Source organism: Mesocricetibacter intestinalis, assembly GCF_004363295.1.
Classification (GTDB): domain Bacteria; phylum Pseudomonadota; class Gammaproteobacteria; order Enterobacterales; family Pasteurellaceae; genus Mesocricetibacter; species Mesocricetibacter intestinalis.
On record NZ_SNYQ01000001.1, the window covers coordinates 60,512 to 75,758 of the forward strand.

A 15,247-nucleotide genomic window follows, 5' to 3' on the forward strand; every position below is an offset into this window, starting at 1 on the left:
TTACCTCATTAAAGAGTCAAAAAAAATTGTCAGCGCCAGTAAATCCGCGCTGCCGCCGGGGCTGAGATTACGTTGGATACAAACTCGGTCAAACTCGCGTAATTGTTGTTGCAGAAAGGCTTTATCCTGATAAACAGGCCGCTGCTTCAGCAGTGTGGCGGTTTGCCGACGCACAAAGCGCAGACCGTCTGGACCGCCGCGCCGGACAAGGTTGGTATCATCGTTATGGGCCATGATGTAGAGTAAAGCAATAAGCAGCCGGTGTTCCTGATCCGTATGCGGATTTCGCTTAAGATGTCCTAGCTGTACTAGCGCCTTTTGTGCCAGCGGAAATCCCCGTTCCGCTTCGCCGCGGGCGCCCCGTAATCCGTAACGGCGATAGGCGAGCATACCGGCGCTGAGCTTATGTTGCGCCGGCTGCGGATCGGCACTGAGTTCGAGGCTTATTCCCTGACAAAACCCCGCCGCCGTATGGCACAGGGATTCGATATTGAGGGTTTTATCCGCACTTAGGATATGGCTTCTGCCGATGGCGGCACAGATTAAGCCGAAGGCAAAAATCGCGCCTTTATGCGTATTAATGCCGCCGCTGGCTTGCAACATTGCCTGTTCCGCCCGTATACCGAGCGGGCGGAGCAATGCCAGTATTTCCGATTCGGGGCGGGCGGCGGTTTGTATACCGATTAAAATAAAACGGATAAAGAAAGGGAAAAGGGCCGTTGCACTGCGTTCGAAACTTTGTAGATTCATATCCCGATGAGCGCCGTTATTGGCCTGATCCACCAGGCCGGGTTTCGGGGTTAGGCGGACTTCTCGGCGAAGCGCCTGTATCGCCAGACTGGCGATTTGTTCGGCAAATGCGTAATTCTCGGTTCTACGCTGCATTTCTCGGTTAAGTTCCGCTTGACTATGTCTGCCCGAACGTGCGCAAATTTTAGCCTCGTCCCGGCACAGTAAGCAGCTGCGCGGCGGGAATCCCAGCCTTTGTCGGCTGAGCGGTATTCCGTCCGCCGCGATTACGTCAATATCCCATAAACGGCCGAGATAGGATTCTTGTTCCAGCATGATAACGGCTTTTTTTAGTGCCTCAGCATCGGTCGGAAGGATGAACAAGGCTTGCTGTCCGCTGGCGGGCGTATAAATACGGCATTTTGTCGGGATTAGCGCCAGTTGCTGAAAAAGAGCGGTCAATTTTTCCAGACTTTTTTCAAAAAGATAATCCGTCATGGCGTTTTTCTTGACTTCACCCACCGCATTTATTGTTAGCGAGAGCAACGGCAGCCGGTATCTGCATAGATATTTAGCCATACGCAGGTTGCGCTGTTCGCGGGCTTCCAGGATTTGCGCCAATGAAATTTTAGGGCCGTGCAGAGAAAAACTGCGGTGAAATTTTTTCAGCATTGTTCGTTATCATCCCTGATCCTGAACGGTGAAGTTTTGCCCGGTTCCGCATAGATTTACCGGGCCTGTTGTGACCGGATTAATTTTTTATTTGATAAACCACATCGAGCAGCGAGCCGTCGCGGTAGCGAACCAATGCCACCGGCTTATCGGTGAATTGGATCGGTTGCGGTTTTCCGGTCAGCAGATAAGCGCGCTGACAAAGTTGCTCAATATCCATTAGGGCGATACCGGCGGCAGTTAGGGCGGCAATGAGATCCTGTCGTTTCGGATTGACCGCAACGCCCTGATCCGTCACCAATATATCGATATGTTCCCCCGGAGTTACGCAGGTAATCACTTTTTCCACTACCGTCGGAATCCGTCCGCGCAGCAGCGGTGCTACTACAATAGCCAGCTTGGCACAGGCCGCCGTATCGCAATGACCGCCGGAGGCGCCACGCAATATGCCGTCGGAACCGGTCAGTACGTTAACATTGAATGTCGTATCTATTTCCAAGGCGCTCAGGATAACGATATCCAGTTGTTCTACCGATGCGCCTTTCGAACTGTAGTTGGCGTACTGATTGGCGGATATTTCAATATGATTAGGATTGCGCGCCAGGGATTCGGCCGCCTGCAAATCAAAACTCTGCACATCGAGTAGCTTTTTTATCAGTCCGGCTTCATGTAGGCGCACCATACCTGCGGTAATGCCGCCGAGGGCAAAGGAGGCGCAGATATTATCGCGCCGCATTTTATCTTGCAAAAAGCGGGTTACCGCCAATGCCGCGCCGCCGGAGCCGGTTTGCAGGGAAAAGCCCGGCCGAAAATAGCCCGAAGCGAAGATAACCTGCGCACATTTTCTGGCGATTAGCAGTTCACGCGGATCCTTGCTTATCCGTGTGGCCCCGCCGCCGATTTTTTGCGGATCACCCACCGCATCCACGGTTACGATGAAATCTACCTGATCCTGATTGATACTGGCGGGGTGCAACGGGTAAGGGGCCACAAGTTCCGTCAGCAATACCACCTTATCGGCATATTCCGCATCTACGCGGGCATAGCCGAGCGAACCGCAGTTATTTTTACCGCCGTAGCCGTTTGCGTTACCGAAGGGGTCGCAACAGGGCACGCCGAGAAAAGCCACGTCGATTTTCAGTTCGCCGCTTTTAATTAAATGGACGCGTCCGCCGTGAGAATGAATATTGACGGGTTCTTGTAGCAGACCGGCGGAAATTTCGTCCGCCAGTTTTCCGCGCAGGCCGGAAGAGTAAATTTTGCGAATCACCCCGTTTTTAATATGCTCAATCAGGGGAAAATGGCTGTCGATCAGAGAACTGGAAGCTAAGGTTAAGTTTTTGAAACCCATGGCGGCGATTTTGTTCATGACCTGATTAACGATAAAATCACCGCCGCGAAAAGCATGATGAAAAGAAACGGTCATACCGTCTTGTAATCCGCTGCGGATAATCGCCTGTTCCAAATCGGCGCACAGTTTTCGGTTTTGGCTGCTATGTCGGCGGTTATTCTCTTTGGCTTGATGCCGATAGGCGGCGAGTTCGCCCCGGTATCTTGCAATACGTTCTTGTCGGCTCATAAGTTTTCTCCTTCCTGTTCTTCCCTGATGCCGGATTTGGCGCGTTCAAGCAACATTTTGGCCCGTTCGATTACCGGAGCGTCAATCATTTTTCCGTTTAGCGAAACGATACCCAGACCGCATTGTTCAGCTTCTTGCGCCGCCTCAATAATACGCCGTGCCTGTTCGACCTGTTGTTCCGTCGGTGCGAACAGATTGTGCAGTAATTCAATTTGGCGCGGATTGATCAGCGATTTACCGTCAAAGCCCAATTGCTTGATCAAGGCCGCTTCGCGCAAAAAGCCCGCATCGTTTTCGCTGTCGGAATAAACCGTATCAAAGGCTTGGATCCCCGCCGCTCTGGCCGCCTGCAATATGCTGCAGCGGGCAAACAATAATTCCGTACCCTGCGGCGAACGCTCGGTTTTTAAATTGCGTACATAGTCTTCCGCCCCTAAGGCTATACCCATTAGCCGTTTTGAGGCCGTTGCGATCTGATTGGCCTGAGTTATTCCGAGGGGGGATTCGATGGCGGCGAGTATTGCGGTGGTTCCGGGGCTACGACCGCAGGCCAGCTCAATTTCGCTGATGGCATTATCCATATCTATTACATCTCGGGCGGTTTCCGTTTTCGGCATACGGATAATATCGACCCCGGCGCGTATGATTGTGTGCAGATCTGCCATGCCGAATTCAGAATCCAGCGGATTCACTCTGACTATAGATTCCCTTTCCCGATAGAATGGATGCTGTAGCGCATGGGCTACCAATAGGCGGGCGCTGTCTTTTTCCTGTAGGGCTACCGCATCTTCCAGATCAAATATAATCGCATCGGCGGGATAGATAAAACTATTGCTTACCATGGCGGCATTGGCACCGGGGACGAAAAGTAGGCTTCTTCTTAGTTTCATATAATATTCTCCCAGTTTACAGGCTGTGCGCTGGCGCGTAGCAGAGCCGCTTTGAGCCGCGCACGCAGTACGCAGTCCAGCGCTCCTTTATCCTCGATGATGATATGTGCGCTATCGACAGCGAGCTGTTTCAGTACTTGTTCGACCGTATTCAAAATATCTGCACCGAATTGCTTGCCGACCACACTGTTGATTTCAATCTCGGTTACGGCGGCGGGCGCAACTTGGATTAAGGCATCACTCGATTCCAGAGAGCCTGCGGCTGCGGGGCGTATTATTTTCATGGGATAGTCCTTTATCTTGAAGAAAACGAAGGGTGTGAGCGGGTACTAAAGTTTCCAGCCGATGCCAGTTTTTAGTCCTGAAAAGGGCACGCACCTGAGAGGCTGAAATAGCTGCTTTGTCATGCTCTTTCCTTTTGATTTCAATAACTTCTATCGGCGGAGCGGCTATCGGTGCCTGTGCTAGCCAATAGCTCATACTGCGGTTATATTGTGCGGTTAGGGGGCATAGGGGTTCCGAGCCGACAAAACGTCGGGTAATTCCCAGAGCTGGCGCAATATAATGGCGAAAAAGATATAGATCGATCTCCGGATAGGATTGTTCAGCGATATGAGTGTCTTTCAGAAAGTAAGTGGGGAAGGTGGCTTTGGAAATTATATAATCGGAACCGGCATGTAGGCTGATATTGCTAAGATCGGCGATACCCTGCTCAACCAGACGGAAGCGCTCTCTGTAGGAAAAGGGCGGCGCCTCCTCTTGTAGAATAAAAAGATGCAGATGATCGCAATATTCTTGCGCCTGTTCGATTAGGTAACGGTGCCCCAGAGTGAAAGGATTGGCATTCATGACAATTGCACCGATATGCCGACCCTTGACTTTTAGTGAGCGCCAGTATTCGCATTGTTTATGCAGGCGCGAAGCGCTGTTTTCCATAAGGATTACATGGGGACGGGCGGTTGCCAGAGTGAAAAAGCCGCATTGGTAAAATTGTTGCTCGTATTCCGGTTTGGTAAATACGAAGAGTTGCGGATAGCCCAGTTCGTAAGCCAGTTTAATGAGTTCCCCGACCAGCCTTAAAGCCAGTCCCGTATGGCGCAGTTCGGAACGTACGGCAACACATTTGATGATTTTAGGCGCTATGCCGCCACAGGCAAGAATATGCCCCTCTTCATCGTAGGCGACGATAAAAGACAATATATTGCGATCCATGCTCAGTTCGTTTTGTGCAAGAAAATCTTTAATCCTGAGATATTCCTTTTCCTGACATCTGTCAATGCGTCCGAGTTGCATAATTAATAAGTCCGTTTAGCCTTGTAGCTTTTTCATTCTAGTTAAGATAATGCTTAATTTCTAGTAAAAAAATGCCGATTATCTCTAATAAAAGGCTTTTTTCCTTCTATTAACATTTTGCAGGATATCTATGATTAAGGCTTAACTTTCCATTAAAAAATTTTTACAAGCCGATAGCTTTTCTAACAAAAAATCCATACACGAATTTTTTGCTGTATTATTTTGGGAGGGAGGAGGGGGTAAAATTTTTATTTTGCCAGAATAAACTTGTTATTGCATAATTATGCAAAAAATACTAATATTATTTCAGTTTTTAAGACCAGAGATATGTAATCAAATATGACCATTTGTGTTAAGAATTTAAATTTTTTCTACGGTTCGTCGCAGGCGTTGTTCGACATTAATATCAGCGCAGACGACAGTGATACCGTTGTTCTGCTCGGGCCGAGCGGTGCGGGGAAAAGTACTCTGATTCGCACCTTGAATCTGTTGGAAATGCCCACTTCCGGCGAACTGGATATTGTGAATAATAAATTTGACCTGGCACAGCCCATCGATGCCGGAAAAATTCGTCGTCTGCGACAAGATGTGGGCATGGTGTTTCAGCAGTATAATCTGTGGCCGCACTTTACCGTATTGGAAAATTTACTGGAAGCGCCGATGAAAATTCTGGGTACGGATAAACAAAGCGCGCAGGCTCAGGCGATGGAATTGTTGAGCCGCTTGAGGCTGGAAGAATATGCGGACCGTTTCCCGCTACAGTTGTCCGGCGGTCAGCAGCAGCGTGTGGCTATTGCCAGAGCCTTAATGATGAAACCTAAGGTGTTGTTATTTGACGAACCCACCGCCGCATTGGATCCGGAAATTACCGCACAGATCGTTTCTATTATTCAGGAATTACAGCAAACCGGAATTACGCAGGTTATCGTAACCCACGAGGTCGGTGTTGCGCGTAAGGTCGCCACCAAGGTGGTGTATATGGAGCAGGGGCATATTGTGGAAACTGGCGATGCCAATTGCTTTGATAACCCTCAGACCGAACAGTTTAAACAATATTTATCTCATTCCGAGTAAGGACATTATTATGAAAAAATTACTTGTAACCGCATTATTGGCAGGCAGCGCTTTTTCCGTTCAGGCGCAGGACATTACCTTTGCCATGGAACCAAGCTACCCCCCCTTCGAATTAACCAATGAGAAAGGGGAAATCATCGGTTTTGACGTAGATGTCGCCAATGCGATCTGTAAAGAGATTCAGGCTACCTGCCATTTTAAAAGTCAGGCCTTTGATGCTTTGATTCCAAGTTTGAAAGCCAAACGGATCGACGCTTCCATCTCCGCTATTGATATTACCGAAGCCCGAGCCAAACAGGTTGCTTTCAGCGATGCTTACTATGACAGTTCGGCCAGTTTTATTGCGGTGAAAGGCAAGGCGGATCTGAACAGTGCGAAGAATATCGGGGTACAGAACGGAACCACTTTCCAGCAATATGTGGTTGCCGAAGCAAAACAATATGCACCTAAGTCCTACGCTTCTCTGCAGGATGCGATTTTAGATTTGAAAAACGGCCGTATCGATATTATTTTCGGCGATACCGCAGTGTTGGCGGATATGCTGAATAAAGAACCGGAACTGACCTTTGTCGGCGATAAGGTAACCGATAAAAAATATTTCGGTAACGGTTTAGGCATTGCGGTGAACAAATCCAACAAAGCTTTGCTGGAAAATCTGAATAAAGGCCTCAGCACCATTAAGGCGAACGGTGAGTATCAGAAAATCTACGATAAATGGATGACAGCAAAATAATCCATTATGTTTTTTGATTATCTTCCTTTAATGTATACCGCAACCCTGATGACTTTGGGGTTAGCGGTTTGTTCATTGATTGTCGGCCTGCTTTTGTCCATGCTTTTCGTGGTACTGGAAACGGCGAAATGGCGCTGTATCAGTAAACCGACATCAGTTTTGGTTACGCTGCTGCGCGGTCTGCCGGAAATTATCGTGGTTTTGCTGATTTATTTCGGTTCGACCGAACTGGTAGAGATGCTAACCGGCGAATATATTGAATTTAGTGCCTTCGGTTGCGGTGTTGCGGCATTGGCGCTGATTTTTTCCGCCTACGCCTCCCAGTCTTTACGCGGTGCCATTCAAGCTATTGCAATTGGTCAGTGGGAAAGCGGTGCGGCTTTGGGATTAAGTCGCAGCCATACTTTTTTACGTATTATTTTACCCCAAGTCTGGCGGCATGCATTGCCGGGATTAAGTAACCAATGGCTAGTGCTGCTAAAGGATACGGCGCTGGTTTCTTTAATCGGGGTAAATGATCTGATGCGTCAGACCGAATTAATCAATACCAATACTCACCAGCCTTTTACCTGGTACGGCTTGGCGGCTTTACTCTATTTGGCGGTTACCCTGATTAGTCAGTTCCTAATCCGTAAACTGGAGCGACGTTTTACCCGTTTTGAACGAGGAGGGAAATAATGTTTCAGGATTATTTTCATACCATTGCCCAGGGGATTCCAACCAGCTTGGGACTAACCGCCGTTTCCTTGTGTGCGGCTTTTCTGTTGGCATTGTTACTTACCTTCGGCCTTTCCATGGATAACCGCTGGTTGAAAAGATTGATTAATCTGTATTTAACCCTGTTTACCGGCACACCGCTGCTAGTGCAGTTTTTTCTGATCTATAGCGGTCCGGGACAATTTCAATGGTTGGTTCAGAGCCCGCTTTGGTCATTATTTTCCAATGCCTGGTTTTGCGCCGCATTAACTCTGACTTTAAACAGTGCGGCTTATTCGACCCAGCTGTTCCACGGGGCGGTGAAAGCCATTCCGAAAGGGCAATGGGAAAGCTGTGCGGCGCTGGGATTAAGCCGTCTGCAAACCCTGAAAATACTGATTCCTTATGCCTTGAAACGGGCGTTACCCTCTTACAGTAATGAAATTATTTTGGTATTTAAAGGGACTTCATTGGTTTCGATTATTACGATTCTGGATATTATGGGTTATGCTCGGCAGTTATACGGTACGGAATACGACGCCATTACCATTTACAGCATTGCCGGCGCTATTTACCTGTTGATTACCGGTATTGCCACCCTGCTACTGCGCCGTCTGGAGCATAAAGTATTGGCTTTCGAACGCCCGGCGGAACAAACGGCTTAATTTGCCCGTAATTATAAACAGGTGAAATAATTTATTTTATTTCACCTGTTTTTTATTTGTCGCTAGAGCTTGTATTGTCTATAACAATACACACCAGTTTTCCTGATTTCTGGTGTGTATTCCTTGGATAGGCACCATTTTTTAGTTTTTCTGGTTTTATGCCGTTTTTTTAATTAAGTGTTGTGTAAGCGCCGGCATAATGTCGAAAAAATCGTTTTTTTCGACCGCACTTTACTAAAGGGCCAGTCATCAAACTGTCATAATTATTGCATATACTCTTTTGCAGTTTTACATCGGGGTTGACCTGTATAAAGGAGAAAGAGAAATATGAAATATCGTTATCTGGTTTCATTGATGGCGGCGGCGTTACCCTTAGCGGGAATGGCGCAGAATGTGATTTATCCGATTGATCGTGCCACCATGCCGGAAGGCGGAAAGTTCGACTTTAAAGTGGAGTTTGATCAGGTAATTACGCAAGACAGTGCGCAGATTCTGATTAACGGAAAAAATTATCAGGAAGTTCTGGGCGGCAAAACCGAATTTGTTGCCGATGAAGAGGGGAAAGCGGTATCCGCCCTTTGGGTACGTGATGCGAGCCTTAAGCAGGCCGGCGACTATAAAGTGGATGTTACGCTCAACGGTCAGAAAACCGAAGTAACCTGGCAGGTTTATGCCACGCCGCAGGTGCGTAAAGCCAAAAATGTAATTTTGTTTATTGGCGACGGCTTGTCCGTAGCGCATCGTACCGGAGCGCGAGTGTTGTCCAAAGGGATTGCGGAGGGTAAAGCTAAGGGAAAATTGGCGATAGACAGCCTGCCTTATATGGGATTTATCGGCACCTCCAGTACGGATTCCATCGCGACGGACAGTGCCAATACGATGAGCGCCTATATGACCGGGCATAAGTCCGCGGTTAATGCCTTAGGTGTTTATGCCGGCCGTTCCGAAGATAATTTCAATCATCCGAAGCAGGAAACCTTAGGGGAATTACTCAAACGCCGTACTAAAATGTCGGTCGGGATTGTTTCCGATGCGGAACTGCAGGACGCCACTCCGGCGGCAGTGGTTGCCCATACCCGTCGTCGCGCCGAAAAAGCGGCTATTACCGAAATGTTTTATCAGTTGAAACCGGAAGTGATGTTAGGCGGCGGAGCGGCTTATTTCTTACCGCAAACTACACCGGGTTCGAAACGTAAAGACGAGAAAAACTTTATCGATTTGTTTAAAGCCGATGGTTATCGTTTGGTAACTAATGCGCAGGAATTAAAAGAAGCGGGTAAAGACAGCGGTAAACTGCTCGGACTGTTTAATACCGGCAATATGGATACGGTGCTGGATCGTCGTTTTCTGAATAACGGGGTAACCAAAAAATTCCCGGATCAGCCGGATCAGCCGGATCTGACCGAAATGACCAAAACCGCGCTGGACGTCTTATCACAGAATCAGGACGGTTTTTTCCTGATGGTCGAATCCGCATTAATCGACAAAGCTTCGCACCCGCTCGACTGGGAACGGGCCATGGCCAGTACCATTATGCTTGATCAGTCCGTGGCAATCGCCAAAGAGTTCGCCGAAAAACATCCGGATACTCTAATTATCGTTACCGGCGACCACACCCACGGTATTTCCATTATCGGAACGGTGGATGATAACAAACCGGGCGATAGTATGCGCGAGAAGGTTGGTGTATATCAACATGCCGGCTGGCCGGATTATAAGGACGAAAACGGCGACGGCTATCCGGATAAATGGGATGTGGATAAACGCTTAGCGGTATTTTTCGCCTCTTTCCCGGATTACTACGAAACCTTCCGTCCGAAAATGGATAAGCAATTCGTACCTGCGGTGAAGAATGAGAATAATCAGTATGTGGCCAATCAAGCCTATAAGGATATTCCGGGAGCTGTATTACGCGAAGGTAATTTGCCGAAAGATAACGATACCGGTGTACATTCCGTGGACGATATGATCGTTCAGGCAATAGGACCGGGGGCAGAGGAAATTCGCGGATATATGGAAAACTCCGATTTGTTTAAAGTGATTGTAGATGCTTTAGCGGTGAAATAATGGGGAAAAAAACTCTGCTAAAAATAACCGCTCTTTTTAGCTTAAACGGCCCGGTTTATCTGGGCTGTTTATTGCTATTGTTGGCAGTCCCTTCAATGGCGGACAATAGGTTGGATTTTGAGCAGCTCTATGGCAAATTTTCCGTTACCGGACTGGAGTTCAGTAACAAGGTGAAAACCATGGCCGGGAAACAGGTGGTGATGCGCGGTTTTATGGCTCCGCCCTTAAAGGCGGAATCGCAGTTTTTCGTGCTGACCAAAACCCCCATGGCCCTTTGTCCGTTCTGTTCTTCCGATGCGGATTGGCCGGAGGATATTCTGGTGGTCTATCTGCAAGAGCGCCAGACCTTTGTGCAATATAACGCCGCCATTGAAGTGGAAGGCCGGTTGGAATACGGCTCCTGGACCGATCCCGAAACAGGTTTTGTCAGCCAACTGCGGTTGCGTAATGCGGTTTTCCGCCCCTTATAAGCGGAACAGAAATCATGAAGTTAAGTGTTAATCAATTAGAGATTAAGGTGGCCGGACTGCCCCAGCCGATTCTTTCTCTGTCTAATTTAGTGATCCCTTCCCGTCAGCAGGTTGCCGTACTCGGCCCTTCCGGTTCCGGAAAAAGTACCTTATTACAGGCGCTGAGCGGCCTGATCGATATTATGCCCGGCCAGCTGCGCTGGCAGGATACGGATCCTGCCGAGCTTTCGGCGCCGCAACGGGATCGCTGGCGTTTTGAGCATATCGGGCTGGTGATGCAGGATTTTTATTTAACTCCGGGACTTTCCGCAATGGAAAACCTGCTATTACCCTATGCTTTCCGCTATGGTCATATAGGTGCGGAGATCAAGTCGCGCGCCTTATCTCTGCTGGAAGCGATGAATTTTCAACGAGCGGACAGCAAAATCGAGGGCCTTTCCCGCGGTGAAATGCAAAGGGTTGCCATTGCCAGAGCGCTATTACTAAGACCAAAGGTGATAATTGCCGATGAACCGACCGCCAGCTTAGATGAGGAGAACGCCCGACTCATCGGCTCCTTACTGATTGGCTTGGCGCAGCGGGAACAATGCAGTTTAATTGTTTCCACTCATGATAAGGCGCTGGCGGCGCTTATGCAGCGGCGAATCTATCTGGAAAACGGCCGGATTCGGCATGAGGACTGAAGCTTGTTATATTTTAAATTATTATGGCTGAATCTGTATAAAAATAAATTCGGCTCCCTGATGATTGTATTGCTGATCGCGCTATCCGTCGGGTTGAGTATTTGTCTGAATTTGCAAGAACGGGCATTCCGGGAGGGAAGTGCGGCGGCGGCGGAACGTTTTGATTTGGTAATCGGCGCACCGGGCAGCGAGACTCAGTTGGTGCTTTCCAGCGTGTTTCTACAACCCGCCCCATTGCCGTTAATTCCCGTGAGCCATCTGCACGCATTACAACAGGATCCGCGAGTTGCCTGGGCTTCTCCCTTAGCCTTCGGAGATTTTACCAAGGGAATGCCGATTGTAGGTACGGATAAAAATTTTGTTCTGAATGCGGCTAACTCGCTGATTAGCGGAAGGGTATTCGCCGAACCTTTCGAAGCGGTGGCGGGGGCTAACAGCGGTTATGCGATCGGTGATAAATTCTCCCCCTTACACGGACAAATAGGGGAAGAGGGGGCTCATCATCATAAGCATATCGAATATGAAGTGGTGGGGATTCGCGCGCAGGATCATAGCGCTTGGGATCATGCGGTTCTGGTACCGCTGGAAACCCTTTGGCAGGTACATGAACATCAGCGGGAAGAGAAGGGGCAACCCTCTTCCGCATCAGCCGCAGAGCCGAATGATGTTGCGCATTCTCATTCGGAGCCGGGGGTTTCCGCCATTGTCGTGAAACCGAAAAGCATCGCCGCCGCCTACCAGTTGCGCAGCCAGTACCGTAACGAACAAACTCAGGGGCTATTTCCTGCCGAAGTGTTGGTGAAGGTATATGCCCTGTTGGGCGATGCCAAGCAGGTACTGAGCTGGGTTGCGGTGGTTACGCAGATTTTAGTGGCTATTGCCCTGCTGATGATTATTAGCCTCTATCTTAAGGGACAACAGCGGCAAATTGCCGCCTGGCGTGTTTTCGGCGCCCCCAGAGGTAAAATCCTGTGGTTGATCTGGGGCGGTCTGTTTATGCTGATTACGCTTTCGGTGCTTATCGGGGTCGGCGCAGGTTACGGCGCGGCACTGCTGATTTCGCGACAAATCGGTATGAACAGTGGTTTTTTACTGCCGCTTTCCCTGCGTGCACAGGATATTTATCATATTTTGCTGATTCTGCTGAGTGCTGGTTTGATGGCGCTGATACCTTTATTGCGGCTGTACGGCCGCTCGCCGATAAGGATTCTGCGTGAGCAGGATTAGGCGGGATAAATAAGCCGTAACCATGTCTGCACACAGGATAAGGGGGCAGATCCGGCGACGGCTTATTTTATCAATGAATAAAGACCAAATATACCGCTGCGGCTACGACGAAACGATACAGAGCGAAAGGAATAAAGGAAATTTTCTTAATCAGATTTAAGAAGGTTTTAATTGCGATCAGCGCCACAATAAAGGCGGTGATAAAGCCGACGGCGAACATGGGTAAATCGGCGACACTTAAAAAGTGCCAGCTTTTATACAGATCCAGTACGGTGGCGCCCGCCATCATAGGGACGGCTAAAATAAAAGAATATTCCGCCGCCGCATGGCGTCCCACTCCCATCAGTAAACCGCCGGAAATGGTTGCGCCGGAACGGGAAAAGCCCGGCCATAGCGCCAGACATTGAAATAGACCGACGGTAAATGCCTGGGTATAGCTCATTTGATCCAGACTGTGCGCACTGACCTGAGGACGGCATTTTTCCGCAATAATCAGCAGAATACCGCCTACTACCAATGAATACATTACCATCTCCGGGCTGAACAGGGCTTTGATATTTTTGTGAAAGATCAGACCCAGTACCACCGCAGGAAACATGCCTAATAAAATATGAATCAACGTCAGCCGGGGTTGACCGCTATCCGGTTTGGGCCCGAAATGGATTCCGATTAAACTGAACAATTTGCGCCAGAATACGACGACTACCGCAAGAATCGAACCGAGTTGGATAATCACTTCAAAGGTCGCCGCTTTTTCTCCTTCAAAGCCGAGCAGATGACCTACGATAATCATATGACCGGTAGAAGATACGGGCAGAAATTCGGTCAGCCCCTCTACAATTCCCAGAATACAGGCAATAAATAACTCAGACATGGTTTCCTCAAAAAATAGTTAAAAAATAACCGCACTTGGCGTGAAAACAACATTTAGCGACGGGTTGTCAGCTCATTACCGAATACGGATTTATGCGGGGTATTCTATCTGAATTTGCGGCATTAATCGAAAATTTATTGGGAGCACAGGGGCTGTCATCTTACTGTCATATTTATTTTTTAAACTTGGCTCAAATTAATCAGCCAATAAAGGGGATTTCTATGAGGAAAAAAAACTACGGGATGCTTTCGGTAAGCCTTATTTGCGGGTTATGTATGCCGAATCTTTATGCACATAGCGCGAGCGTGCAAGAAGCGGTTCTGGCGGGGCATGCGCTCCTGCCGGCGGAATCTTTTGTTGCCGCACCTGCAGATGCTCCGCATAATTTACATTACTCGGGTAAATTTACGGGGGCTGAGCGGATTGATGAGCCGGGTACGCTGGAAGGGCATTCGGCGCAGCGTCCCACAGGGGTTTTTCTACCCTTTAAAGGGCAGCCGCTACAAGGTCATTCGGGGATAAAGAAAATGGCTGACGGCAGCTACTGGATATTAACGGATAACGGTGCCGGCAGTAAGGCGAACTCTGCCGATTTTATGCTTTATCTTTCACGTTATCGGATTGATTTTAAACAAGGAAATTTCGAACCCTTAGAGCGCATTTTTTTACATGATCCGAATAAAAAAGTCCCTTTCCCTATTGTGAACGAGGCTACGGATATGCGTTACCTTACCGGTGCGGACTTCGATCCGGAGAGCTTTCAGATTATTGGCGATACCCTTTGGATTGGCGATGAGTTCGGCCCTTACTTGATTAAAGCGAATTTAAAGGGCAAAGTGCTGCAGGTTTTTGCAACCAAAGCCGCCAATAAAATAATTCGTTCGCCGGATAACCACAGTCTTAAAATGCCGGGAGCGCCGACAGATGCGGTACCTGAATTTGAGGCAAAACGCTCTAAGGGCTTTGAAGGAATGGCGGCTTCCAAGGACGGCAAAAAGTTATATCCTTTGCTGGAAGGCAGTCTGTGGGATACGGAACAGCAAGTGTATGAAAACGATAAGGGCAAAAATTATTTAAGGATTTTGGAATTCGATCTGGATACGGAGCAATGGAGCGGAAATTTCTGGAAATATCCGTTAGAAAATAATGCTAACGCCATCGGCGATTTTAATATGATTGACGAGCAGCGCGCCTTAGTGATTGAACGAGATAACGGTGAAGGCGTCGTTGAAAAGGCCTGTGCTTCGGGCGAGCAGGATAAAACAGCTTGCTTTGCGGATTTACCGAAATTTAAGCGAGTGTATTTGATTCGTTTTAACCGAGATAACCAGGGGCAAAATGTTGAGAAATTAGCCTATGTGGATTTACTCAATATTCAGGATCCTAATCAGCTGGCACGTAAGCCCTTAAGCGAAGGACGCTTTAAGTTCCCGTTCTTTACAATAGAGAATGTGGATTTGGTTGATGAGAAGCATATTATCGTCGGAAATGACAATAATTTGCCTTATTCAAGCAGCCGGGAGCCAAATAAGGCGGATGATAACGAACTGATTTTATTAAATGTCGAGAGCATGCTTAAAATTAAGTAATCAGAT

The 15,247-nt window shown here is 48.3% G+C and carries 15 protein-coding genes; 9 read left to right on the forward strand and 6 right to left on the reverse strand.

Annotated features, from left to right (window positions below):
• The 5 genes from citG to citC form a co-directional block, all read right to left on the reverse strand.
• Positions 1 to 1,401 carry a triphosphoribosyl-dephospho-CoA synthase CitG gene (gene citG / locus EDC45_RS00255; RefSeq protein WP_133542299.1) on the reverse strand — a complete coding sequence of 467 codons (1,401 nt, stop codon included), beginning with the start codon at positions 1,399 to 1,401 and terminating at the stop codon, positions 1 to 3.
• Between the two features lie 79 nt (positions 1,402 to 1,480).
• On the reverse strand, positions 1,481 to 2,980 hold the full coding sequence (gene citF, locus EDC45_RS00260; RefSeq protein ID WP_133542301.1) for a citrate lyase subunit alpha: 1,500 nt from the start codon (positions 2,978 to 2,980) through the stop codon (positions 1,481 to 1,483).
• Positions 2,977 to 3,870, reverse strand: a complete 894-nt coding sequence (locus EDC45_RS00265) for an aldolase/citrate lyase family protein (protein ID WP_133542303.1) — start codon at positions 3,868 to 3,870, stop codon at positions 2,977 to 2,979. Before EDC45_RS00265 ends, citF begins: the two co-directional genes overlap by 4 nt.
• Positions 3,867 to 4,154 (reverse strand): citrate lyase acyl carrier protein, encoded by a 288-nt coding sequence (gene citD / locus EDC45_RS00270; RefSeq protein WP_133542305.1) that lies wholly within the window; start codon positions 4,152 to 4,154, stop codon positions 3,867 to 3,869. The genes EDC45_RS00265 and citD overlap by 4 nt, the downstream gene beginning before the upstream one ends.
• On the reverse strand, positions 4,108 to 5,163 hold the full coding sequence (gene citC, locus EDC45_RS00275; protein ID WP_133542307.1) for a [citrate (pro-3S)-lyase] ligase: 1,056 nt from the start codon (positions 5,161 to 5,163) through the stop codon (positions 4,108 to 4,110). Before citC ends, citD begins: the two co-directional genes overlap by 47 nt.
• A 339-nt stretch (positions 5,164 to 5,502) precedes the next feature.
• Here citC and artP point away from each other — a divergent pair, with 339 nt between their 5' ends.
• From artP to EDC45_RS00315, 8 genes are all read left to right on the forward strand, one after another.
• A complete protein-coding gene (gene artP / locus EDC45_RS00280; protein ID WP_133542309.1) occupies positions 5,503 to 6,237 on the forward strand; it encodes an arginine ABC transporter ATP-binding protein ArtP in 735 nt (244 codons plus the stop codon).
• Positions 6,238 to 6,247: 10 nt separating this feature from the next.
• Positions 6,248 to 6,970, forward strand: coding sequence for an arginine ABC transporter substrate-binding protein (locus EDC45_RS00285; RefSeq protein ID WP_133542311.1), 723 nt, complete (start codon positions 6,248 to 6,250; stop codon positions 6,968 to 6,970).
• 6 nt (positions 6,971 to 6,976) lie between these two features.
• A complete protein-coding gene (artQ, locus tag EDC45_RS00290; protein WP_133542313.1) occupies positions 6,977 to 7,648 on the forward strand; it encodes an arginine ABC transporter permease ArtQ in 672 nt (223 codons plus the stop codon).
• Positions 7,648 to 8,331: an arginine ABC transporter permease ArtM gene (gene artM / locus EDC45_RS00295; protein ID WP_133542315.1), complete on the forward strand. Its 684-nt coding sequence runs from the start codon at positions 7,648 to 7,650 to the stop codon at positions 8,329 to 8,331. Before artQ ends, artM begins: the two co-directional genes overlap by 1 nt.
• A 327-nt stretch (positions 8,332 to 8,658) precedes the next feature.
• Positions 8,659 to 10,398: an alkaline phosphatase gene (locus tag EDC45_RS00300; protein ID WP_133542317.1), complete on the forward strand. Its 1,740-nt coding sequence runs from the start codon at positions 8,659 to 8,661 to the stop codon at positions 10,396 to 10,398.
• Entirely contained in the window at positions 10,398 to 10,868 is a 471-nt protein-coding gene (locus tag EDC45_RS00305) for a hypothetical protein (protein WP_133542319.1), read from the forward strand. Before EDC45_RS00300 ends, EDC45_RS00305 begins: the two co-directional genes overlap by 1 nt.
• A 14-nt stretch (positions 10,869 to 10,882) precedes the next feature.
• On the forward strand, positions 10,883 to 11,551 hold the full coding sequence (locus EDC45_RS00310; protein ID WP_133542321.1) for an ABC transporter ATP-binding protein: 669 nt from the start codon (positions 10,883 to 10,885) through the stop codon (positions 11,549 to 11,551).
• Between the two features lie 3 nt (positions 11,552 to 11,554).
• Positions 11,555 to 12,778, forward strand: coding sequence for an ABC transporter permease (locus EDC45_RS00315; RefSeq protein ID WP_133542323.1), 1,224 nt, complete (start codon positions 11,555 to 11,557; stop codon positions 12,776 to 12,778).
• 70 nt (positions 12,779 to 12,848) lie between these two features.
• On the opposite strand, the gene bacA is transcribed toward EDC45_RS00315, so the two are convergent.
• Positions 12,849 to 13,652 carry an undecaprenyl-diphosphate phosphatase gene (gene bacA / locus EDC45_RS00320; protein ID WP_133542325.1) on the reverse strand — a complete coding sequence of 268 codons (804 nt, stop codon included), beginning with the start codon at positions 13,650 to 13,652 and terminating at the stop codon, positions 12,849 to 12,851.
• Positions 13,653 to 13,927: 275 nt separating this feature from the next.
• Between bacA and EDC45_RS00325 the strand changes: the two genes are divergently transcribed.
• Positions 13,928 to 15,241, forward strand: coding sequence for an esterase-like activity of phytase family protein (locus EDC45_RS00325; protein WP_243728748.1), 1,314 nt, complete (start codon positions 13,928 to 13,930; stop codon positions 15,239 to 15,241).
• The last annotated feature ends 6 nt before the right edge of the window (positions 15,242 to 15,247 follow it).